General features: G+C 62.4%; 21 protein-coding genes. 11 read left to right on the top strand and 10 right to left on the bottom strand.

The window, feature by feature from the left end:
• Positions 1 to 25 precede the first annotated feature (25 nt).
• From VJZ71_19945 to VJZ71_19935, 3 genes are all read left to right on the top strand, one after another.
• Positions 26 to 1,231, top strand: coding sequence for a M28 family peptidase (locus tag VJZ71_19945; GenBank protein HKQ50356.1), 1,206 nt, complete (start codon positions 26 to 28; stop codon positions 1,229 to 1,231).
• A gap of 172 nt (positions 1,232 to 1,403) precedes the next feature.
• Positions 1,404 to 2,240, top strand: a complete 837-nt coding sequence (locus tag VJZ71_19940) for a hypothetical protein (protein ID HKQ50355.1) — start codon at positions 1,404 to 1,406, stop codon at positions 2,238 to 2,240.
• Positions 2,241 to 2,305: 65 nt separating this feature from the next.
• Positions 2,306 to 2,476 carry a hypothetical protein gene (locus VJZ71_19935; protein ID HKQ50354.1) on the top strand — a complete coding sequence of 57 codons (171 nt, stop codon included), beginning with the start codon at positions 2,306 to 2,308 and terminating at the stop codon, positions 2,474 to 2,476.
• Between the two features lie 51 nt (positions 2,477 to 2,527).
• Here the strand turns inward: VJZ71_19935 and VJZ71_19930 are convergent, their stop codons facing one another.
• The 7 genes from VJZ71_19930 to VJZ71_19900 all read right to left on the bottom strand — a co-directional run bounded on the left by VJZ71_19930 (position 2,528) and on the right by VJZ71_19900 (position 9,982).
• On the bottom strand, positions 2,528 to 3,286 hold the full coding sequence (locus VJZ71_19930) for a hypothetical protein (GenBank protein ID HKQ50353.1): 759 nt from the start codon (positions 3,284 to 3,286) through the stop codon (positions 2,528 to 2,530).
• A 69-nt stretch (positions 3,287 to 3,355) separates the two neighbouring features.
• Entirely contained in the window at positions 3,356 to 4,648 is a 1,293-nt protein-coding gene (locus VJZ71_19925; protein HKQ50352.1) for a DUF1501 domain-containing protein, read from the bottom strand.
• Positions 4,649 to 4,742: 94 nt separating this feature from the next.
• Positions 4,743 to 5,270 carry a hypothetical protein gene (locus VJZ71_19920; protein HKQ50351.1) on the bottom strand — a complete coding sequence of 176 codons (528 nt, stop codon included), beginning with the start codon at positions 5,268 to 5,270 and terminating at the stop codon, positions 4,743 to 4,745.
• A gap of 53 nt (positions 5,271 to 5,323) precedes the next feature.
• A complete protein-coding gene (locus VJZ71_19915; GenBank protein HKQ50350.1) occupies positions 5,324 to 7,024 on the bottom strand; it encodes a DUF1553 domain-containing protein in 1,701 nt (566 codons plus the stop codon).
• A 164-nt stretch (positions 7,025 to 7,188) separates the two neighbouring features.
• Complete coding sequence (locus tag VJZ71_19910) at positions 7,189 to 8,439, bottom strand: Glu/Leu/Phe/Val dehydrogenase (protein ID HKQ50349.1); 1,251 nt, start codon at positions 8,437 to 8,439, stop codon at positions 7,189 to 7,191.
• Positions 8,440 to 8,639: 200 nt separating this feature from the next.
• Positions 8,640 to 9,191, bottom strand: a complete 552-nt coding sequence (gene amrA / locus VJZ71_19905; GenBank protein ID HKQ50348.1) for an AmmeMemoRadiSam system protein A — start codon at positions 9,189 to 9,191, stop codon at positions 8,640 to 8,642.
• Positions 9,192 to 9,280: 89 nt separating this feature from the next.
• Positions 9,281 to 9,982: a tetratricopeptide repeat protein gene (locus tag VJZ71_19900; GenBank protein ID HKQ50347.1), complete on the bottom strand. Its 702-nt coding sequence runs from the start codon at positions 9,980 to 9,982 to the stop codon at positions 9,281 to 9,283.
• Positions 9,983 to 10,168: 186 nt separating this feature from the next.
• On the opposite strand from VJZ71_19900, the gene VJZ71_19895 reads away from it, so the two are divergent.
• Complete coding sequence (locus VJZ71_19895) at positions 10,169 to 10,543, top strand: DNA polymerase ligase N-terminal domain-containing protein (protein HKQ50346.1); 375 nt, start codon at positions 10,169 to 10,171, stop codon at positions 10,541 to 10,543.
• Between the two features lie 7 nt (positions 10,544 to 10,550).
• On the opposite strand, the gene VJZ71_19890 is transcribed toward VJZ71_19895, so the two are convergent.
• Entirely contained in the window at positions 10,551 to 11,246 is a 696-nt protein-coding gene (locus VJZ71_19890) for a hypothetical protein (GenBank protein HKQ50345.1), read from the bottom strand.
• A 276-nt stretch (positions 11,247 to 11,522) separates the two neighbouring features.
• Between VJZ71_19890 and VJZ71_19885 the strand changes: the two genes are divergently transcribed.
• The 6 genes from VJZ71_19885 to VJZ71_19860 all read left to right on the top strand — a co-directional run bounded on the left by VJZ71_19885 (position 11,523) and on the right by VJZ71_19860 (position 19,775).
• The gene (locus tag VJZ71_19885; GenBank protein HKQ50344.1) at positions 11,523 to 12,368 is read left to right on the top strand and encodes a hypothetical protein; all 846 of its coding nucleotides are present in this window, start codon (positions 11,523 to 11,525) and stop codon (positions 12,366 to 12,368) included.
• A 33-nt stretch (positions 12,369 to 12,401) separates the two neighbouring features.
• The gene (locus tag VJZ71_19880; protein ID HKQ50343.1) at positions 12,402 to 13,142 is read left to right on the top strand and encodes an ABC transporter ATP-binding protein; all 741 of its coding nucleotides are present in this window, start codon (positions 12,402 to 12,404) and stop codon (positions 13,140 to 13,142) included.
• Complete coding sequence (locus VJZ71_19875) at positions 13,142 to 14,854, top strand: hypothetical protein (GenBank protein HKQ50342.1); 1,713 nt, start codon at positions 13,142 to 13,144, stop codon at positions 14,852 to 14,854. Before VJZ71_19880 ends, VJZ71_19875 begins: the two co-directional genes overlap by 1 nt.
• A gap of 373 nt (positions 14,855 to 15,227) precedes the next feature.
• Positions 15,228 to 16,190: a MoxR family ATPase gene (locus tag VJZ71_19870; protein ID HKQ50341.1), complete on the top strand. Its 963-nt coding sequence runs from the start codon at positions 15,228 to 15,230 to the stop codon at positions 16,188 to 16,190.
• Between the two features lie 88 nt (positions 16,191 to 16,278).
• The gene (locus tag VJZ71_19865; protein HKQ50340.1) at positions 16,279 to 17,532 is read left to right on the top strand and encodes a DUF58 domain-containing protein; all 1,254 of its coding nucleotides are present in this window, start codon (positions 16,279 to 16,281) and stop codon (positions 17,530 to 17,532) included.
• A complete protein-coding gene (locus VJZ71_19860; GenBank protein ID HKQ50339.1) occupies positions 17,529 to 19,775 on the top strand; it encodes a DUF3488 and transglutaminase-like domain-containing protein in 2,247 nt (748 codons plus the stop codon). The genes VJZ71_19865 and VJZ71_19860 overlap by 4 nt, the downstream gene beginning before the upstream one ends.
• A 32-nt stretch (positions 19,776 to 19,807) precedes the next feature.
• Here VJZ71_19860 and VJZ71_19855 read toward each other — a convergent pair whose 3' ends face one another.
• A complete protein-coding gene (locus VJZ71_19855) occupies positions 19,808 to 20,071 on the bottom strand; it encodes a transcriptional regulator (GenBank protein ID HKQ50338.1) in 264 nt (87 codons plus the stop codon).
• 374 nt (positions 20,072 to 20,445) lie between these two features.
• Here VJZ71_19855 and VJZ71_19850 point away from each other — a divergent pair, with 374 nt between their 5' ends.
• Positions 20,446 to 22,113 (top strand): tetratricopeptide repeat protein, encoded by a 1,668-nt coding sequence (locus VJZ71_19850; GenBank protein ID HKQ50337.1) that lies wholly within the window; start codon positions 20,446 to 20,448, stop codon positions 22,111 to 22,113.
• On the opposite strand, the gene VJZ71_19845 is transcribed toward VJZ71_19850, so the two are convergent.
• Positions 22,103 to 23,107: a CDP-alcohol phosphatidyltransferase family protein gene (locus VJZ71_19845; protein HKQ50336.1), complete on the bottom strand. Its 1,005-nt coding sequence runs from the start codon at positions 23,105 to 23,107 to the stop codon at positions 22,103 to 22,105. The genes VJZ71_19850 and VJZ71_19845 overlap by 11 nt on opposite strands.
• Positions 23,108 to 23,112: the final 5 nt, after the last annotated feature.

Genomic DNA, 23,112 nt, shown 5'->3' with positions numbered 1-23,112 from the left:
GGCGTCCTTCTTCCGCAGGCGACAGTTGACCTGTGGGCCAGTCGTCGTGTTGGCGTTCTGCGTTGCCGCATTTGCGCCTGCCGCCAGGGCCACCCCGCCCGGAGCGCTCATCTCCAGCCAGGTCGATTCGCCGACCTATCAGCACTACTTGGAAGACCTGCTATACACGCACCTCGGGGACAACCGCGGCAACGGTCCGCAACACGACCTCGCCCGGACCAACATCGTTAGCACGCTGCAATCGTTCGGCCTGACCGTTGCATTGGAGCCGTTCGTGTACCTGAGTGTCACCTATTACAACGTCGTCGCCACGCAGCCGGGCACCGATACGCCGGGCCAGGTCATCGTCGTCGGGGCGCACTTCGACAGCGTGAACAACCCCGGCGCCGATGACAACGCGACCGGCACGGCCCTGGTCATGGAGACGGCGCGGATTCTTTCGCAGCACCGCGCGACGCGCACGATCCGCTACTGTCTCTTTGACCGCGAAGAACAAGGCCGGCGCGGCAGCATCGCCTACGTCGCCGCCCACCCGGGCGAGACGGTCCTCGCCGTTACCGCCGATATGATCGGCCACGACAGCGGGGCATTCGGAACGGATCTCTACGGCCGGACCACTTCGTCAGTGGTGGTCAACGGCCTCGCCTCCGCGATTACCACCTACGGCAATCATCTCAGCCCCTTCGTCAACCTCGGCAACTACAGCTTCAGCGACCACTGGTCCTTCGAATCGGCGGGCATCCCTTCCGTCGTCGCCATCGAGCGCTGCTACACCTGCAATGCCAACTACCACACGCCGAACGACGCGGTCGATATTGCCCCGGGATACATCTCGTACCCGCTTGCGACCGAGGTCGTGAAATCCTTCGTCGGATACCTGGTGGACACCGTCCCGGTCGCGCTCTGGGGCGACAGCGACAACGACGCGGACGTGGATGCGGCGGACCTCGCGGCCTTTCGAAGTTGCTATGGGGCCGGCATGACGCCGGTTTGCCGCGCTTTTGATCGCGACATGGACGGCGACGTGGATTGCAGCGACTGGCCGAGCTTCCGATTGGCGTATTTTTCCAGTTCGGGAATGACGCCGGCCCTCTCGGACGACGAATTCGTCGAGGTTCTGCTGGGCAACGACACCAACGCCGCGGACGTTTGCATCGCCGACATGAACCTCGACGGCACGGTGGACGGCCGCGACGTCGCGGCCCAAGTCGCAGCGGATCTAGGCAACTAGACGCCGCCCGCTCTCTCAAATTTCCTCTTGTTGATCTCCTTCAGCGATTGAAATGAGTATCACGCATCGCCTAATATGGCTTAGGAGTCGCGCGTCGCCGGAGTGATCAATCGTGGGCTCGAAGAAGCAATCACTACTTCGTCGAAGTGCGCCACTCGTAGTAAGCACCGTTTTGATCGCAAGTGCTACCGTGGCCGTCGCCGCGCCGCGCGGGGGTGTTCCGCTGACGATCAACAATCCCGGCTTCGAGGCCAATCCCGTCGCCGACGGTTGCTTCGCCGTTTTCGACCCGACCGGCTGGTCGCTCTACGATCCGATTGGAATCCGCGATTGCTGCGCGGACGTCATCGGCGGCATCAACTGCGACACGCCCTATTTCCCCGGAGGCGCTCCCGAAGGCGAGCATGCCGGGATCGTGTTTCTCTCCGGCGACATCGGCGGCGGGCCGATGGGACTCACGCAGGTGCTCGGCGACGTCCTTGAGGCAAACACGACCTACGCGCTCTCCGCGCAGGTCGGCAACATCGCCTCCGGTCAGGGCCCGCCGCCGTGCGACGTCTTCGGCTTCTTTGATCTTGACGGATTCCCCGGCTATCAGGTGCAACTCCTGGCCGGCGGGGTGATCGTCGCGCAGGACGACAACTCGCTGGCCGGTACGATTCCCGAGGGCGAGTTTCGTCAGAGTGCGTTTTACGTGACGATCAGCGAATCCCACCCGCAGCTCGGCCAGCCGCTGGAGGTTCGGTTGATCAATCTGAACATGATCGACACGTCCGAGGATCCGGGGATCGAGGTCGATTTCGACGACGTCCGACTCGTGATCGGATGCCCCCATACGGGCGATATGGACGAAAACGGCCTCGTTGACGAGTTCGACGCCGCGATACTGATCGACGTACTTCTAGAAATCGACATAACGGAATCGCACATCGACCTTGCGGACCTCGATTGTTCCGGCGTGCCGGACGGGGCGGATATCGCCGTCTTTGTTGACGCTTGCCTGGAATGATTCGAGCTTCTCGGCTTTACGCGAGTCAGGCTATAATCGCGTCCGAACATAAGGAGTGACGCATCATGAAAGCCGAGCCGATTCTCGCCAAGCTCAACCAGCTCCGCCACGAAGTCGAGGACGACAAGTCCGACATCGAGTGGCTGGCGCTGCACCACGCGTTTTGCTTCCTGTCCTACAAGATGGGCGAGTTTCAGAAATACCTGGACGAGGTCGAGGCCCAGGAAAAGGAATAGTCCCGGCCCCGGCGGTTTCCCGATTCCGCCATTCGCTATTCGTGATTCTCTCTACATCCCCGCCTTCACCGCCACACCGCAGCAGACGATGACGAAGCCCGCCATCGCGTGCGCGTAGCGATGGAACCGCGCGAAGGGGATCGCGGTGGCACCGAGATACAGCGCCGCGACGATTGCCGTCATGGTCGCCAGTGTCGTCGCGCCGAAGAGACCGGCGACCAAGCCGACACTTCGATAGTCCGCCTGCGCGGCGGGGTACATCAGGAAGGGGATCAATGGCTCGCAGGGGCCAAAAAGGAAGATCGTGAAGAGGACCCAGGGCGTCAAACGCGGCTCCTTCGATTGCGGATGGAGTTCACCCGCCGTGGCGGGGATTGAGGACTGCGGATTGCCAGCGTGGACGTGCAAGTGCTCATCGGTGTGAGTGTGTTTGTGCGTGTGGATCGTGCCGTCCTCGTGGACGTGCACGTGTGAGTGTGGTTGATTACGGATGGCCCGCCACAGGCCGTAGGTGAAGTACGTCAAGCCAAACGCCAGCAGCAGCCAGCCCGCGATTTCGGCTCGAAACGCCTCGATGCTCTCCAACTTGAACAGGGCGATGCCGCAGCCGATCCCGATGAAACCGATTACGATCGATCCGGCGACGTGACCTATGCCGCAGAGCAGTGTGACGCCGAGCGTGCGGCCCAGTGACCAGCGGCCGATCCGCGCCATCGCCACGAACGGCAGGTAATGATCCGGACCGATGAGCGTGTGGAAAAATCCCATCGAGCAGGCGGCGAGAAGAAGCGTCGGTAGGTCGTGCGACAAGAGGGGGTATGCTCCACGGTGCGGATCACGTAGCGACGTAGGGATGATAGTCTCTTGCGAGACTACCCGCTAGGACGCGAAGAGTTCCTTGATCGGCGCCGCCGTCTCGTCTTTGACGATGCGAAACGGCCGCTTGTCCGGAGCGTAGTTGGATTGTGAATAATCGATGCCGAGCGCTTCGCAGAGCGTCGCGTGCAAATCGCCCACGCGGATCGGCCGGTCGGCGACTTCCTGTCCCAGATCGCTGCGGCCGATGAGGCGCCCGCCGGCGAGCCCGCCGCCGCCGATGACCGCGCTCCAGACGCGCGGCCAGTGATCGCGGCCGTTGTTGCCGTTGATCCGCGGGGTGCGGCCGAACTCGCTGGTGAGCAGGACGATCGTCCGCTCATTGAGCTGCTTGGCCCGCAGGTCCTGGATCAGGGTGCTGACGGCGACGTCGAGTTCGGTGGAAAGTTGCTTTACGCGCTCAAAGTTGTCCTGATGCGTGTCCCAGCCCCCCAGCGCGACTTCCACGAAACGCACACCGGACTGGACGAGGCGGCGGGCGAGCAGGCATCCCTGTCCGAAGCCGGAGTCCTTGCCATAGGCTTCTCGAACGACTTGGGGCTCGTCATCCAGATCGAACACCTTGGCGGTCTGCGGGCGCATCATGAGCAGGGCCGCGTTGTAATTCTGAGCGTACGCAGCCATCGCCGCGTTGCCGGGGTGTTTACGCTCAAAGGACTTATCCAATTCGCGCAAGAGCCGAAGTCGGTCATTGAATCGCGCCTGACCGATGCCCTGAGGCACGACGAGATTCGCATTGGCCTGCTGTGCCGCACCGACGTAGTAGGGGGCGTACTCGGGACCCAGATAGCCGGCGGCCCAGTCGATCCCGATCGAGACGTACGGCGGCAGGCACTCGTCGCGAGGCGGGCCCTTGTACTTCGCGACGATCGAGCCGAGCGTCGAATGCTTCATGCTCGACAGCGGGGGATAGCCGGTGTGCAGGACATAAGTCGCGCGATCATGGTCAAATTCGCTGCCGGTCAGGCTGCGGATCAGCGAGATGTCTTTGAATTCTTTGGCCAGGCGGGGCAGGTGTTGCGAAATACGAATCTCGTCGGAGGCGGTGGCGATCGCCTCGTACGGCCCGCCGAACTCGCTTCCGGGCTGCGGGTCGAAGGTGTCGATGTGGCTCATCCCGCCGCCCATCCATAGAAGAATGACGGAGTCGGCGGTCCGCTGACCCTTGCGCGGCTTGGCGAAGAGAATGGCGGGATCGAGAAGGCCCAGAAAGGCCGCGCCGCCCGCTCCGAGCGCGCGGCCCAGCAATTGGCGCCGCGTCATCCGCCAATAACTCTCACACCCGTCACATTTCATACGTAATCCCCGATTCAAAGCCCAACTTGAGCCCTGAGCTACTGTTGATTGGCGAGACTCTTCCTGGCCATACCTTAACGCTTTCGCGCCTTGGCTAGCGCTGGTCATCCCTGAATTCCAACCAGCACTCGCTTTCCGAGTCCTTGATGCTTTCATTGTCATTTCGGAATACGAGCCAACAATAGGGCCTTATTCTCACCATTGTTCCGTAGGCAGACATATGAAAAATTGACTCGGGTTCGGCGTGGCGCTTGGCGTCAAGGAATGTGGAGCCCGGGCCAAGGCCGTGAGCCAGCCAAACCCTACTATCTTCCGTGGCTACATAACAAACTTGATCCTTGCCATCAAAGGCTACAGTCACTTCTATTCCATTGTTCAATCGCACCGGTCCACCTCGCGCGAGTTCGCTGGGATTAATCAGGACCACTCGATCCGTTGGAAACTTTGTTTGCGTGCGTTTCTCCAGCTCTTCCAGCGGCATACCCATACTGATCGGAATCAATGGATGCACTGAGTCTGTTACAAAGTGAGGATCTTCAGGACTAGGCTTCGCGCAAGTAGTAAGAAACAGCACGAGGATAAGAGTCGCGTAACGAGAACCTCTTTTCATGTAGCCGTTCATGACTTGATCCCACTCGGCCAAGGTAGGACGTTAAGCGTCCGGCCGACGTTTTGCTAACGGATGAACTGAAACTCCCGCGTATTGAATAGCGCCCACTGCAGGTCTTCCCACGCCCACTCGCGCGTGCCCTCGCCGATGTACGAAAGTGCCCAGCGGCGCTCGTCGCCCGTCGGCGGGCGGGTGAGGATTTGCAGAAAGAGGGCATCTACACAATCGGCGGCGCTCATTCCCTGCCGCTCCCAGTACCGGATGGGATGCTCAGGGTGGATGCGGACGGCCTGATTGAGGAAGTCGCCGTTCAACATCGTCAGCGATTGCTGGATCGTCGGCGTCTGAGGACGCGGAAGCAGCGTATCGCGGTCGGTCGATCCGAAGATCCGCAGGAAATCGCGCGGCGGCGGGGGGTTGGACTTTTCGATCGCCGGTTGGAAGAAGCGCCGGTCGCCGAAGTACCGACCGGTCGCAGCGAGGATGGAGTCGTGAATCTGCTCGGCACTCATCCGCCGGAGCAGCATGCACTCATAGAGAGCGCCGGGCACGACTTCGTTCTGATCGTCGGACGGGCCGACTTTTCGCGGCGGGGGCAGCCGCTTGATGTCGCGGCGCGTCGTCTGCTGGTATGTTCGCGAGGTAGCGATCAATCGCAGGATATGCTTGAGGTCGTAGCCACTATCGATGAATTCCAGCGCCAGCCAGTCGAGCAATTTCGGGTGCGACGCCGGATTCAGCGCGCTGAAGTTATCGACCGGGTTCACCAGGCCGATTCCCATCAGCTTGTCCCATAAACGATTCACCGTGACTCGCGCAAAGAATGGGTTGTCTCGCCGAGTCAGGAGATCGGCGAGACCATCACGACCCTCACCTTTCTCCGATGTCGCTCCGGTCACGAAGACGCCGGCAGCCCGGCGCTCGCGCGACTCGACGCCGAGGAGCGGTCGGTCCATCGTGCCGCGACGAGTCTCCATCGTCTCCATGCGATAAAACCGTGGCCGAGTGCCCAACCAGAACCCGTTCATGTCCTTGAATTGCCGGTGGGTCCACCAGTCGAAAGGATGGTCGTGGCACTGGGCGCACTTGAGTTGGATGCCCATGAAGCCTTGAGTGATGGAGATGGTCAGGAAATCGGGGTCCGCGCGATCGCGGAGGATGAAGGCCGTTGCCGGGTTCTCATCCGACGGACCGCTGGCCGTAATCAACTCGCGGACCCACTCGTCGTACGGCCGGTTTTCCGTTAGGCATTGGCGAAGAAATCCCTTGAGCGAATCCGGCGGCGTCCCGGGGACGCGGCCCTGTTCGCGAAGCAGGTCGCCCCAGAAGATGGTCCAGTGATCGGCGTACTGCGATTGCGCGAGCAGGAAATCCACCCACTTCGTTCGTCGCTCCTTCTGCGGCCACGCCAGATACCGCTTCAGGTCTGTCGCCGTGGGGATCACGCCGACCAGATCGAGGCTCGATCGCCGGGCAAAGTCGCCGTCGTCACAAATTCCCGCCGGCTTGATCTTCCGTTCTTGGAGTTCCTTTAGAACAAAGTGATCAATGGCGTTGAACGGTTTGAAGACGCCGAAGCGAATCTCCGGAGGTTTGGGGCGCTCGTGTGGCAGCGCCGGGAGGATTTTCGGGGGACCCTGGGGTCGGGAGTACGTGAAGTCGGGCACTCGCTGGTCGGGTACTTCATCCGCCAATAATAGTGATGCACCAACGAGCGCGGCGCACGCCAACCCCACACCGGTGCATATGCGATTTCCGATCGGCACGGCGGGCCTCCGACGGCATGAAGGTGGATGCGCCCGGTAAGCTTAACGCACACATCTTATTATTAATTGCCGCAAGGGCCAAGAATTACGTGATGGCAACAAAAAAGGCCGCCGGCATCCATTCGATGCCGGCGACCGCTCATAGCCCTGTAGTGTTCGATGGCTTAGACCCAGCCGCGGAGTTTGCAGGCCTCGGCGACGCGCGTAACCGCGACCATGTACGCTGCCAGCCGCATGTGCACCTTCGCCTTCTCGCGCGTCGAATAGACGGATTCGAACGCATCGGTCATGTGCCGGTCGAGCTGGCAATGGACGGCGTCCAATGACCAGTAGTAATTGGACGTATTCTGCACCTGCTCGAAGTAGCTGACCGTCACGCCGCCGCCGTTGGCCATGAAGTCCGGCAGAATCAAGACGCCTTTGCCATGCAGGATGGCGTCGGCGTCCGGCGTGGTGGGTCCGTTCGCCAATTCGCAGATCAGCTTGGCCTTGATGTTGCCCGCGTTGGCGCCGGTGATCACGCCCTCGAGGGCCGCCGGGTACAGAATGTCGACATCAAGTTCCAACAGCTCCTGATTGCTGATCGGCGTGGTGCCAGGGAATCCGTCGACCTTGCCGGTTTCCAGTTTGTATTTGACGATGGCCGAAGCGTCGATTCCCTTCTTGTTGATGACACCGCCGCGCGAGTCGCTGACCGCGACGAGCGTGCCGCCCTTGAGGATTTCCTTGTGCAGCGTCGCCGCGTATTGGCCGGCGTTGCCGAATCCCTGAATGGCATAGGAGGACTTGCTGGGGTCGATCTTCAGCTTCTTGGCCGCCTCGCGAACGCAATACACGCCGCCGCGCGCCGTCGCATCGCCGCGGCCTTCGGAGCCGCCGAGCGGGATGGGCTTACCCGTGATGACGCCGGGGTGACTGTGGCCGACGATGGTCTCGTACTCGTCCATCATCCAGGCCATAATCTGGGGAGTGGTGTAGACATCCGGGGCGGGCACGTCGCGATGGACGCCGAGTTCGCGCCCGACCGATCGAATGTACGCGCGGGCCAGCCGCTCCTTCTCGCCCTCGGACATCTCCTTGGGGTTGCAGATGATGCCGCCCTTGCCGCCGCCCAGCGGGATGTTCACGACCGCGCACTTCCAGGTCATCCATGCCGCGAGGGCGCGGACCGTGTCGATCGTCTCATCGGGGTGCCAGCGGATGCCGCCCTTGGTCGGTCCGCGGGCGTTGTTGTATTGCACGCGAAAGCCGTGAAAGATCCGCGTCTGGCCGGTGTCCATTTTTACCGGCAGCGTGAAGTGGTATTCCCGCATGGGCCAGCGAAGAAATTCATGCGTCGCCGAATCCAGGCCGAGTTTCTTGGCCGCCTCGTCCAACTGCTGTTGTGCGATCTTGAAGGGGTTCATCTCCGACATTGAAAGGCTCCTTGTGCAGAAAATACCTATCGGGAAGGCGCTCCGTCTGCGGCGCTCGTCGATCCTCCCGTCTCGCTGACCACTAGCAATTTGCGTGCCAAAGACGTTGGACCGTCGTTTTTTACCCCCCCAAGGCTAAAAAACGGGGAGTTCCTGCGGTCCCCATCGTAGAAGAAATCCATTTGGGCGGCAAGCGGGGCTTAGCTGTCGCAGAACTTCTGAACGGTGAAGACAAAGACCTCCGTACCCGGACTGCGCCAGGCGTTGGGGTCCAGTCCGGCCTTTTGCTCGCAGCAGTTCGCCAGGAAGGCCTGGGCGGTCCAGCCGCGCTCGGTCGCGACATCGGGCAGGAAACATCCGCTTTGATGGCCGCGGCGGACGTAGATTCCATGAACGCCGACCTCCAGCGCGAGCGGATCGGCGATGGGGGCAAGCGGCGAGAGGATGGAGATTTCGATGGTGATGTCCTTCAGTTCGTTTGCGCTGATAGGCATCTGGACAAAGCGGGGGTCCCGCGCCGCGGAGATTGCAATGCTCCGAAGAGTTTCCAGCAAGCTCCCATGAGGAAGGAACGTTCCGATGCAGCCGCGGAGGCTGCCGAATTTGCGAAGCGTAACGAAAACGCCGCTGCCGGGCAGATCGGGCGGTAACTCGACCGACGCGCTTTCGGGTGTTCCGGTCAATAGGCCGGCTATGGCGGACCGGGCAGCCGCCAGGAGTTGGCGACGAAGGGTTTCATTCAATGGAGGCATGCGCGAATCCTCACGAACCGGACGTGAGGAGATTCAATTCGATTAACGGATCATAGTCGAGAGCGCGATGGCGAACCGCCCGGCCGATGCTAGCTTCTCGGCAAGCGGTCGGGTGACGCACCCAGCCGGGCGAGCGCGGCCACGACGCCAGGGGCGCCGGGATCGAGTTCGTACGCCTTTTGGAGGCTCTTGACGGCCTCGGCGTCGTTCCCGCAGCGCATGAAGAAGAGGCCCAGCTCGGCCTGCGCGGCGGCGTTGTGGGGTTCGACAGTCGTGGCCTGCTTGAAGGCCAGTTGCGCCTCATCGAGATCGCCGGCTTGGGCATACTGGCGGCCCTTGAGGATGAGCATTTTGGCCTGGGGTCCGCAGTTACGAGCGGCCCAATTGGCGATATCCAGTGCGGCGGCGTGCTTACCCTTGAGTTTCAGGGCGTCGGCCTTGGCCTGGACGGCCTGGCTGTAGCCGGGGAAAGCCCCGACGGAGGCGTCGAACGCGCCGATGGCGGCGTCGCATTGGCGGAGTGCCGCGGGCAGATTGTCGTCCTTGAATTGCCGATCCGCCATGCCCAGATAGCACAGGCCGGTGTAGTAGGACGGTTCGGGTCGCTCCCGATCCACTTCCTGGGCGTGCTTGAAGACGCCGAGGGCTTCCCGATAATTCTGGGCCTCGTATTCGGCGACACCTTCCTGCATGATCTCATCGAACCCGGCCTGCGGCTTGCCGCAACCGGAAGACAGGACGGCGCTGACCAAGCCGATTAGTCCCAGGGATAGCGCGAATTTGCGACGCATAGTAATAGATCGGCCTTTCACCCCGACGGCATGGAACTCAACACCGAGGGTATGATGCTACCGATCGCGCCCCGACGATGCAAGCGAGACCTGTAGCGTCCCGCCCGCAGTTTACCCGCCGTGGCGGGTGGGGGACGACGAAACGCCCAGGTCGCACGCAACGGGCTACGGCAGACCGAGGAATACTTGCCCACTGACCCGACGACAACCGAATTTGTCGTGCTACGCCACGAGGACCGTGAAGGGGTTCATTACGACTTGATGATCGACACCGGCGCGGCCTTGGCGACCTGGAAATGTTCGGGGCCTCCGGAGTCCGCGGGGGAGTCGCCTATCTTCTGCCGGCAGATCGGGGATCATCGGCGGGCCTACTTGGATTACGAGGGGCCGATTTCGGGGGGTCGCGGCGAGGTCCGCCGGCACGATCGCGGTCATTGCGAGATCTTGAACCAATCCGGCGATGTCTGGACGGTCGCATTTCATGGGTGGAAACTGAATGGTCTCTACGAACTTTCGCGGAACGAGGGAGATGTATGGCGACTCAATCCTTACGCTCACTGACCACTAATCACTTCTTGTGATGCTGGCCCAGCGGCTCGATCTCCACGTCGATTTGACCAGATCGCAATGAGATGTCTCGAACGCGGTACTCCATCCCGCCGTTCTTCCACCAGGCCGTCGAGTCAATGCGCAGCCCTTTCACCAGATCACCCGACATCGCCGGGCTTCCGGGCCATGTCTGCTCGCGCTCGCGGTGAATGGGGGCGTCCAGCCCCAGCCCCTCGAAATCGAGCGATACACTCACGGAGCCGCAGCGGATGCTGCGTGCGGATAAGACGATGTCCTGTCCATCCATGCGAATTCCAAAATCGATCGACAGCACGACATCGAGCGGTCCGGTCTGATAGCGGCCCGCCAGCCTGACGCCTTCTTCGTCGAAAAAAACGAAGGGGTCGGCGAGTTGCGGCGGCGCCAATTCGTCGATCAACGGATAGATCTCCCGCCGCATCGCAATCCAGCGATTCACGTCGTCCTGATAAAGGTGGTAAGTGAAAGGGCCGGGCGAGTTAAGCAGGTTTTCCGTCATGGCCTGCTCGGCGGCGACGAGATTATTACGGACGCGCTGGCGATCTTTAACGGCAATCGTCGGCGGGGCATACCACCCGGGCGTGCGAAGCAGCGCAAAGCCGGTCACGGAAAGCAGGGCAAGCATGACCGCCATGCCGATAAGGAAGAAGCGCTTCCACCGGGTATTGATCCGCATGGTTCGAAGTTGTCCGGCATCTTAGAGTGAGTGTAAAGACCAATAGGGAACCGGGGGCGGAAATTATGAAGGTGCGGGAATAAGGGCGGCGATGATCACCCCGTGGCGGGCAGCCGATAAAGTCGGTTTGACCGCCCGTCGTGGGGCTCCCTAAAATTGACAGCCTCCAGCCTCCCGCCGCGGCGGATCTGCGACAGGACCGCCGCAAGACGCATGAACGCGGGTCCCAACGCCTCGGACGGCTCGGCTTTGCGGACAAACTTAGGTCGCCTCACTGTGAATCGAATCCTCGGCATCATCCTCGCAACCGTCTGGCTGGCCTGCATGGCCGCCCTGGTGCAGCGGGATGTCGTGCCCTTCTGGACCGCCCAGGACCCTCCGTCGCAGGGCGCTCCCTCTGGCCGCTATCAATGCCGCCTCGCCAACGGCGTGGGCAAACAGATTGGAACGGCATGGGTGACGGCGACCAACGGTCCGCAACTCACCACTGTGGAGAGCCTCACGGTCCTGGAACTGGGGCGGATCACGGGCTTGTTCCGCGGTCTAAACCGGCTCGCGATCCAGACGGACATGACTTACGAGCGGGACGGGGCGCTCAACATGTTCAAGATCACCCTGCACGGCGCGGGGATGCCGATCGAGGTGGCCGCCGAGCGGTATGTCCACGACTTTTCGTGCATCGTGCGGATCGGCGAATCGCGGACGAGCCTGCTTCTGGACGGGCGGATGTACGACCGGCTGTCCGAGTCGTTGCGGCCGTTTACGCATTTGCCGAATCTCCACGTCGGTCAGACGTGGCGGATCCGGCTGCTCGACCCGTTGGCGATGCTCAAGGGCGACTCGTTTCCTTTTCAAGAGCAATTGGTTCGCGTGGTGGGGCGGGAGCGGATTCGACATCAGGGCGGCATGTTGGAGTGTTTCCGTATCGAGTCGGCGGGGACCGTGGCGTGGGCGGACGGTGCGGGCAAGGTCCTGCGTCAGGAACTCGCCGTGCCGCTGCTGGGCAAGATGGTCTTGACTGACGAGCCGTATGACCGGGCGGCGCACAACGCGGCGTCGGCCTCATTCCGACGGAGCGATGTCTCGGCGGGCGAGGCGATTTTGGAAATGGGCGCGGACTAGAGCGGGCTTTGTCCGCGGGGTGACGGCAGCAGAATGTCCATTCACATCGACAACGTGACGAAGTGCTTCGGTCGGCTGCGGGCCGTGGACGGCGTGAGCCTTGTCGTCGAGCCGGGCGAGGTTTTTGCCTTTCTGGGCCCCAACGGTGCGGGCAAGACGACGACGATCAAGATGCTGACCGGGCTTTTGTCGCCGGACGCCGGGAATATCGAGGTCTGCGGCCATCGCATGTCCACCGACGCGCAGGCGGCGAAGGCGAAGCTGGCGTATGTGCCGGACCAGCCATTTCTCTACGACAAGCTCTCGGCCCGCGAGTTCCTCGAATTCGTCGGCCAGATGTACGGCCTCGATGCGCCGACGGTGGAGGTGCGAGGCCGAAGGTACATGGACCGGTTGCAGGTGACCTCGTTCGCCGACGAACTCGCCGAAACCTATTCGCACGGGATGAAGCAGCGCGTCGTCCTGGCGGCGGCCCTCCTGCACGAGCCGGAAGTCCTCGTCGTCGACGAGCCCATGATCGGACTCGATCCGCGAACGGTCCGGACGGTCAAGGAACTGTTCCAGGAACGGGCCAAGTCGGGGCACACCGTCTTCATGTCCACCCATACGCTTGACATCGCCGAATCGATCGCCGATCGGATCGGGATTATCCATCACGGGCGCATTGTTGCCTGCGGCACGCTGGCCGAATTAAAGGCCCGCGCCGCACAGGAATATCGCCTCGAAGATATCTTCCTCGAACTGACGCAGTCGTCCGAAGCCGAGGCCGCGTAATGACGCCCCTGACACTATCCTCCACGCTCTCTGCCGCAGGAGACACCAGCTCGCTTGCGGTCCTGATCCGCCTGCGCCTGAGGCTCCTGCGCAATCGAATGCGCCAGCTTGCCGACCAGTCGCCGCTGCGGCTGATCCTGATCCTGCTTTTCATCGGGATCATCTGGATCGCCCTCTATGGCGTCTTCGATTTCGTCTTCACTTATCTCCGCCGGTTCGAACAGCAGTCCATCATCGCCATCCCCATGGTCTTTCACGTCTTCGTGATGGCCATGACGTTTCTGCTGACGTTCTCCGGCGCAGTGCTCGCCTATGCCGGTCTCTTCGGCCGCGCCGAGCCGTCGTTTCTCCTGACCACGCCGAGTTCGCCGCGGCATATTGTCGCCATCATGTACGCCGAGGCCCTCTTCTTCTCCAGTTGGTCGCTCGTCCTGCTCGGCCTTCCGCTCATGCTGGCCATCGGCCGCGTGCAGGGGTTGGATTGGAATTTTTACATCATCTTCATCGCCTCGTTTCTCGCCTTCGTGCCCATTCCCGGCGCGCTGGGATTGATTGTCGCGCTGGGCGTCGCCCTGTGGCTGCCGCGCCTGGCCAAGCGGACGCTCTTTTACGCCTCCGCCGTCGCGCTCGGAGTGTTGATCCTCTGGTGGGGAAGACTCTGGAGCCTCTCGACAGGAGACTCCAACCAATGGCTGCAAGGCTTCCTCTCCGAGATGCAGTACCTCAAGGCCGCGCTCTTACCATCGACCTGGGTCACCAACGTCATCCGCTTCGCCATGGAAGGCAAGCCCGCCGACGCCTCGTTCTACCTCGCGGTCACGCTCTCGACCGGCCTGTTCATGAGTTGGGCGGCGGTCACCATCGTCGGCAGCAAGCTGATTCCCGCGTACGCCTCGGCGCACTCGGCACAGGAGAAGCAGCGGGCCCCCCAGGGCCATCTGACGCAGGCCCTGACGGACCTATTGTTCTTTTATCTGCCGCATCGGATGCGCCTCCTTGTCCTCAAGGATGTCCGCAATTTCCTCCGCGATCCGGTGCAGTGGTCGCAGCTGGCCATCCTCTTCGGGCTGCTCGGCCTCTATCTCGTCTATCTGCCACGAACCCGTCCCGAGGGCTTCAGCGTTCAGTGGCAGGCGCTCATCTGCTTCCTCAATTGCGGAGCGGTCACGCTGATCCTGTCGACCTTCACCAGCCGCTTCGTCTTCCCCATGATCTCGCTGGAGGGGCGGCAGATGTGGCTCGTCGGCCTGTGGCCGCTTCCGCGGCGCTCGGTCATGTGGGCCAAGTTCGTTTATGCCCTGACGATCACGGCCTTGGCGGCGCTCACGGTCACGCTGCTGTCCATCCGCGCACTGCATCTGCCCATGGCCCTGGCCCTGGTTCAGGCAGGCTCGACGCTGACGGCCTGTGTGGGGCTGTGCGGTCTGGCCGTCGGACTGGGTGCGCGACTGCCGAGCTATCGCGAGGCCAGCGCGGGGCGGATCGCGTCGGGCTTGGGCGGGACGGTCAACCTTATCGGCTCCGTCGGCCTAGTCACGATCTCGATCGGCCTAGTCGGGGCGATCTGTTACCGCATGGTGCAGAACGAAGACCTCACGCGGCTCGACGGCCCGTCGATCGCGCTCTTCGCCCTCGTGATGCTGGTGGGCTTGGCGACCGGCACGGCGGCGATGCGGCTGGGGTTGCGGCGGTTTTCCCGGGAGGAGTTTTGAGGGCCGTTCGAAACGTCACTTTCGACCCACCGATTTCAGTAGCATTTTAGACTCTCTCACTTCGTATCTAATCGCCGATTACGACGAAAATTGTATCACTGATGTCCATGAATCCACCTAGCGAGCCTCGAGGAGTATCTGGGATTTTGATCGGTGATTTCGTGTGTTCTCAATGTGGGGGAAACGCTTGCGAAATGTCGCAGTTTCCCAACCGCCGCGTGCTGTGAGTTTTCCGATAACGTTCTATAATGGGGAGGCGGGCTAGCCGGAGGGTGGCCGAAGGTAAGTGATGGAGCCACAGGCTGATAGGCCGGGCCACAAGGTGTTCGAACCCTCACCCCCACCCTCTCCTGAGAGGGAGAGGGAGTTTGCAATGACCATGGCCATGAGCGTCGAGCGCGAGGGATTGTTTGAAAAGCTGGGGCAGCTTCGCGCCAATATCGAATCCGTCTTCATCGGCAAGACCGAGGCCATCTCGCAGGTTCTCATCGGCCTGCTCGCCCGCGGGCACGTGCTCATCGAGGATGTTCCGGGCGTCGGCAAGACCGTCCTGGCGCGGGCGGTGGCCAAGAGCATCGACTGCGGCTTTTCGCGGATTCAGCTCACCCCCGACCTGCTGCCCTCGGACATCCTTGGCGTCAGCATCTACAACGAGACGACCGGGATGTTCGACCACAAACGGGGGCCGATCTTTGCGAACATCGTCCTGGCCGACGAGATCAACCGCACGACGCCGCGGACGCAGTCGGCCCTGCTCGAAGTGATGAACGAGAACCAGGTCAGCGTGGACGGGAAGGCCGTCCCGCTCGATCAGCCTTTCATGGTCATCGCCACGCAGAACCCGTTTGAGTTCGAGGGGACCTATTTCCTGCCCGAGAACCAGCTGGACCGGTTCATTTTGCGGATTCGGATCGGCTACCCGTCGCGGGAGGACGAGCGGCAGATTCTCATGCAGCAACCGGATCGGGCGCCGCTGGAGGCGTTGCGGCCGGTCATGGAGGCGGCGGACATCGTACAGTTGCAGGAGCTGACCGACTCGGTACGGGTGGATGACCCGTTGATGGCGTATTTGCAGGATATTGTCGAGGCGACGCGGCGGCACGATTCGTTCGAGGTGGGCGTCTCGCCGCGCGGGGCGCTGGCGCTGCTGCGGGTAGCGCGGGCTTCGGCGCTGCTTCAGGGGCGCGACTACGCCGTGCCCGATGACATCAAGCAGCTTGCCCGGTCGGCGTTTGCGCATCGGATCGTGAGCAAGTCGTATCTCCGCGACGGTCACGCCCGCTCGCCGGATCAGATTCTGTTGGAGATTCTGGAGCAGATCCCGGTGCCCTCGTAGGGTCGTAGGGCGGGTTCCACCCGCCGCGAATTGGGGCGGATGGTCCCAGCGCTGGTAAAATCCGGCGGGCAGAGCCCGCCCTACACACATGCGGCGCAAGTCTTCCAAATCATCGCCCGCCCGAAGACTACCGGCCTACGGGTTTCAACTGACCCGCGGCGGCGCGCTGTTTCTGCTGGGGACGATCCTGGTCGGCATGGCGGCGATCGATTCGGACATGAATCTGCTGATGCTGCTCCTGGGCCTGGGCGCGGCCGCGCTGGTGCTCAACGCCTTTTCCGGCTGGCGGACGCTTCGGGCCCTCAGCGTGCGTCGGCTTCTTCCGGACATCGCGATTGCGGGCCAACCCACGGAGATTCGCTACAGCCTGACGAATCATCGGGCGTGGAATGGCGCCCGGGGACTCCGATTGATGGACGCCTTGTCGGGAAACGCCGCGATGGCCTCGCCGGAGACCTTCATTCCATTCCTGCGACCGCAAGAGACGATCGTGATCACCGTGCCCGCCGTGGCGGGGCGGCGCGGGCGGGTCCGGTTCTCGACGATACGGCTGTCGATGGGTTTCCCCTTCGGCATCTTCAACAAATCGGTCGTTTTCCCGGCGGAGGCTGATCTGGTGGTGCTGCCGGCGCTGGGGCGCCTTCGCGGTGATGTGATTCGGGCGTCCCGAACGGCGGATTCGCCGGGCGGGGGGTTCTCGATGTCGCGGGCCAAAGGGGACGAGGAGTTTTACGGTCTGCGGGAATTCCGCGAGGGCGACAACCCGCGCCGCATCCACTGGCGGCGCTCGGCGCAGGTCGGCCAACTCATGATCCGGGAGATGGCCAATACGCGCGAGGCGCAGATCTGGTGCGTCGTGGATACGCGTTGCGATCCGCGTGACGTGGAGCAGGCGACGCGCCTGGAATTGGCCATCAGCGCCGCCGCGACGGCGATCTGCGATGCGCTCGAACGGGGGACCAAAGTCGGCCTCATCTGCAACGGCGAGCCTCTGACGGTCCTGCCCCCCGTGGGGGGACGGCCGCGGCGGGCGCGGCTGCTGCGCGAGCTGGCGATCCGCGGGTCCAATCCTGATGACGAACTCGCTCCGCACGTTCGACGAATGTCCTGGCCGACGCGCTGGCGGGGAAGCTGCCTGTTGTTTGCCGCCCACGAGAACGCCGACCTGCGGGCCGCCGCCCGCGTTCTCGGCACCGTCGTCGGGTCGACCACGATCTATCTGCCGGGCACGCCGACGTTCGACGCCATGTTCATCTGTCCGGGCTCCCCGATCCCGATGCCGCCCGGCGCGCATGTCGACCATGCGTCCGGGGGCGGGGACACCGCGAGGGGAGTGGCATGAAACCGCTGGGCAAGATGCACTTCGGTCTGCTGGCGCTCGCGCTGCTCAACATGCTGCCCGTCGTGCAGGTCGAGGCCTCCTGGGGCGTATGGCTGATCGCCCTTTTCGCGGCGGCGCTGAGCTGTGTGATCGCCCGGCCAGACGGGGGCACTCGCCTTCCGATGGAGGTGATTTACGGCATGATCTGCGCGTCGTCGCTGTATCTGCTGTATGAGATGTTCTGGCCGCACGACGAACCGACGGTGTACATCATCGATTTGGCCCACTTCATGATCTTCTTGGCCTGCTGTAAGTTTTTTGAGTTACGGACCCATCGGGACGCGGCCCTGGTCATGGTGATATCGGGGCTGCTCATCCTGATCAGCGCGTTTGCCAGCGCGAGTCCGATCTTTGCGGCCGTCGTGATTATCGATATCAGTTTCGGCGTGGCGTGGCTGCTGGCGTTTCAGACGTTGCGCGAGGCCGATCGCGTGTTGGAGCGCCGGCGGATCGCCTGGCGCGCCGCGGGGGCGGGGACGCCGCCGAGCATAATGGAATGGAACCGGTGGACCGGCGGCGGATCCATCGGGGCCACGAGCGGGTGTTTTCTGGGCCTCGCGGTCATCGGCATGATGGTGTTTGTCGCGTTCCCCCGGGGGTGGGGCCGCGGGTTGTTCGGCAAGATACAAGGCGTGATTCCCAATGCGGTGACGGGCTTTACGGACCAGATTCAACTGGGTGATACGCCGCTGCTCGAAAATGAGACGCCGGTGATGCGGGTCCGCCTGCGCAGTTCGGCGCTGGGGTTTAAGGCGGAGGATCAGCCGCTCTATCTGCGCGGCCTGACGTTCGAACGTTACGATCAGGGGCGCTGGCACCCGTTGCGCAAGAGCCCTCGACCCGTGGAATTGGCGCCCGATGGTTCAAAATCGGAGCTGTCTCTTCTGGCCAACACGGCCGATCCGGATCGAATGATCGATCAGGAAATATCGCTGGAGAATATCGGGAGCGGAAGCCTCTTTTCGCTGTATCCGCCGTTGACGATGGCGTCGATCGATATCAAGACGGCGAAGCTCGACCAATCCGACCTGGCGATCCAGACGGACGAACGGCCGCGCGGTCCCATTCGATACCAGGTTCGATCGCTGGCGAAAGTACTGCCGGAGGAGATCGCCAAGCTCGATCCGCCTCCGCCGCGGCGAACGCGGCCCAGCAGCCTGTCGATCATCGCGCCGGAGGTTCGGCAATTTGCCAGGGAGTTTTTTGCGAGATTCGGGGATCCGTCCGACCCGGCGCAGCGCGAACGGATGGCCCAGCGCGTTCGGGAGCACCTGTCTTCCGGGGAGTACGAATACACCCTCAGCCGCGGCCGTGGTTCGCGCGGCGTCGATCCCATTAAGGACTTTCTGTTCGACCATAAACGCGGGCATTGCGAGTATTTTGCCTCGGCCATGGCCGTCATGTGCCAGGCCGTGGACATCCCCGCGCGCCTGGTGAACGGATATTACGGCGGTGATTACAACGCCGTCGGCGGCTATCACCAATTCCGTCAGAACGACGCGCATGCGTGGGTGGAAGTTTATATTCCTCAACGCGGGTGGGTCATCTTCGACCCCAGTCCGGCGACCGCAACGCTTCGCGCCACCCAGGAAGATGGGTTCCTGGCGCGTTCTCAGCGATTGGCGGAGTACCTTCAATTCAAATGGTCGTCTCTGGTCGCATTCGATGCCAACAGCCGGTACGACCTGGTCGAGCAGTTCGCGCGGGCGCTGCGCAAGTTGACGGAAAGCGCCGATCAGGGCCCGGCCACGCTTTCTTCGTCCGTGCTGGCCTTTCTATGGGGGCCCGAGCTGCTGACGCTCTGGCAGCGATTCTTTTACTGGCTGCTGATCGCGCTGTGCCTCGTGTTCATTATCCTGACGATGCGGGTGCTGGCAATTCTCTCGCTGATGATCAAGGAACGGCTGCCGATCGGGCGGCGACGGCGGGGCGGGGTCATGGTGCGGCGGCCGGAAGCCCGGTTCTATGATCGGCTGCTCCTCTTGCTGGCCAATAAGGGCCATGTCAAGCCGGCGCATTTCTCCCCGCGAGAATTCGCGGTTGACCTGGCGCGGTCGCACCGGGATCTGGCGGAGCTTCCCGGTCTGACGGATTGGTATTATGAAGCGCAGTACGGGCGAAGGGACCTCAGCCGGGTGCAATTCGCCCACATTCGAACCTTCTTGCAGCGGCTTCGGGAAGACGCCCAGTTTGGAACGCGGTGACCGCACCGGCGAATGTTTTGCTGGGCCTGCCTTCAGTTTCCGGATTGCTCTTCCAGCATCTTACGAAGGTAGCCGTTCTCGCGGCGGGTCGCTTCCAGATCGAAAAGCAGATACTTAATCGATAACCGCAGATAATCAATCGACTCCTGGAGGCTGTTGACCGTATCCCGGAGTTTCTCGTTGCGCGCCTTTGATTGCGCGGCCACGGTCTCCAGCTTGGCCCGTTCCTCGACGGGAATGTTCCCGATCTCGTGTACCAGATCCGAAAGCTTTTGCTGAAATGCGGTCTCGTCCATCGTGTCTCCCCCTTGGCGAAATAAGTGCGCCCGCGCGAATCGTACGCGGACCCTCGCTCGCGTTTATTTGTCACGGGCCTGATCTGCAAATCGCCGGCCAGGATCGCAAGGGCAACAAGCGACCGAGAAAAGGACTCGCCGTCTTGGGAAACCGCGGAAGCGCGGGGGCGGGCGGCAGACCGTGACGGAAAGGGATGATGCGAGGGTTTTGCCGACACGATGACTCGCGGCAACGCGGGCGATGGAATGACTCGGCGCGTCGATCGCATTATGAGACGGCGGCTAGCCGATGAACGTCGTAGGGAGCGCGCATGAAAACCACGGACAATTCGGCCCCAACGACCCATATGCCGATCCCTCGGCGACAGCCATGGATGGCCCCAGCCATCATGGTGGCCATCGCATGCGCCGTCGTTGTCGCAATGGGCCCCGCCGTCGACGGGGAGTTTCTCAACTGGGACGACGATCGCAACTTCGTGGAGAACATCGCGTTTCGCGGATGGGGTCCGTCGCAATGGGCCTGGGCCTGGCGCACCGATCACCTCGGGGTCTGGCAGCCGCTTTCGTGGATGCTCTTCGGCGCACAATGGTGCTGGGCCGGATTGACGGCGCGGACCTATCACGTCGTGAGTCTCGCGCTGCACGCCTTGAATTGCATGATCCTTTATGTGGTCATTGCGAGGATTCTGACGTTGTCGCAGTTGCCGTCCGCACAGCGCAGTGCGGGTTGGAATCGGGTCTTCGCACTCGCGGCGACGCTGCTGTTCGCCGTTCATCCGCTGCGTGTCGAGGCGGTCGCGTGGATATCCGCGCAGCCCTACTTGCCGGCCGCGTTCTTCTATTTGCTTGCGATCCTGTCCTACCTGGAATACCGGTCGCCCACGCGAACGCACGGCCGGGGGCGTTGGCTCTTCGGCACTATTCTGTTTTTTGCCATCGCCGTACTTTTCAAGGCGGTTGCGATCACGTTGCCGATCGTGCTGTTCATTCTGGACTTCTACCCGCTTCGCCGGCGCGGCGCGGGACTTCTCATGGACAAGGTTCCGTTCATCATCCTTGCCGTTCCGGTTTGTATTTGGGCCATCGCGGCGAAGGATGCCGGTGCGTCCCGTGCCCCGTTGTCGGAGTTCAGCGCCGACGCCCGGCTGGCGCATGCGGCCTACGGGCTGATCTTCTACCTGGTCAAGACGATCGTGCCGGGTGATCTTTCACCCTATTACAGCCTTCCAAAGAATCTGAGCCTGGCGCACGGTCGCTTTGCGCTCATGGCGGGCCTCGTCGTCGCTGTGACAGTCCTGGCGCTGTTGATGAGGCGGCGTTGGCCGGGACTTCTTGTCGCGTGGGTGGCGTACGTAGTCATTCTTCTTCCGAACCTGGGACTAATTCAGATCAGCCAGCAATTGGCGGCGGATCGCTACAGCTATCTGGCGATGATGCCGTGGACCGCGCTTCTCGCGGGGCTCTTATCCGTTACCGCCCGGCGCGAAGGGCTTCGTCGGGCCGGGATGGCGCCGGCCGTATTGTTCCTTGCGCTATTGGCGGGCGGCGGACTGACGTGGGCATCGCGAAGCCAGTCCCGCATATGGAAGAACTCCACTAACCTCTGGTCGCGGGCGCTGGAGGTCGAACCCGATGGCGCCGTCGCCCATTGCAACCTCGGCGAGGCGCTGATGCGCCAGGGTCGGTACGGCGATGCGTCGTTCTATTTGAGCCGGGCCATCGACCGCGATCCCGAATTTGCTTTCGCGTACAGCAACTTCGCGGTCTTGTTATGCAATGCCGAGCGCTTCGAGGATGCCGTCGTGGCCGCCGAGCGAGCCCTGGGGGCGAATCCACCCTTGACCGGCCGGGACCTGGCGCGGGTCCACGCGGTGCTCGGCCAGGCGTACGCCGGATTGCGTAAGGATGAACTGGCGATGCAGCACACGTTGAAGGCCCGCGAATTGGGCTTCATCGAGGCGGACAAGATGATCGAGTACCTTCGGCGATTTCGCGGCGAAATCCCGCCGTCGTCGCAGCCGGCCGCGCCAATCAAGGATTAGCGCGCAGGGAGGGTCCAGTCTGCTCCTCGTCGGAGTGGAGGATGCGGGGCCGCGAATGCTCCGCCACCGCCGGGGCGGGGGCTTCCAGTTTTGGTCTTAGTCGTCGGAAAGCCGCTGCGACCGGGCCCGTCAGCGCGTACGCCGCCGTCGCGATGGCGATGGTCAACTGGAATTGCACCACGAGACCCACCAGCAGGATGATGAGAATGCCCACCACCTGGCGGAACGATCGGCGACCGCGGAGGATGGTGTTGAAAAGATGAACGTAGCGCATCCGGCTGACCATAAAAAGACCCAGCACCATGGCAAACGGCGGCAGCAGCGCGGCAACGAGGCGCAGCGTCCACGTCGGGGCGAGGTCCTTGAGCAAGTCCTGATGCAAAATGACCAGCCCCACGACGGCGCCGGCCGCGCCGGGAGTAGGAAGTCCGCGGAATCCAAGGTGCGCGGATTCATCTTCAACATTCTCGACATTAAAGCGGGCCAGACGCAGCGCGGCGCAGCAGACATAAGTCGCCGCCATGACCCACTCGGCCCGCCAATAGACGCGGTCAATTCCGGAAAGCGCCCGAACATCGTCGGGGTGGGCGATGCACAGGACGAGAATGGCCGGCGCGACGCCGAAGCTGACGATGTCGGCCATGGAATCAAGCTGGGCCCCGAATTCGCTGGTCTTTCGGGTAAAGCGTGCCAGCCGGCCGTCGATTCCGTCAAAGGCCATGGCCGCTACCAGCAGGTATGCGGCGATGGCTAGAAACGTCGGAAAGAGATTGCTGATCCGCGTTCCGCTGAGTGTGGCGCGCGCCAAATCTTCGCCCTGCGCCTGGATGCTGAGCATGCAGAGGTAAATCGCTCCCAATCCACAGACGAGGTTACCCAGCGTGGCCAACGAGGGCAGCACCGCGACCGTCTTGAGCACGCGCTCGCGCCGCCGCGCACGACGTTGGGAAGAATCGATTCGCGAGGCGATCTTCATAGCGTCACCAACTTGCACGGATT

This window comes from Phycisphaerae bacterium (assembly GCA_035275405.1).
GTDB lineage: Bacteria > Planctomycetota > Phycisphaerae > UBA1845 > UTPLA1 > DATEMU01.
The sequence above is the reverse complement of the archived record's forward strand: the minus strand, read 5'-3'. Positions and strand labels throughout refer to the sequence as shown.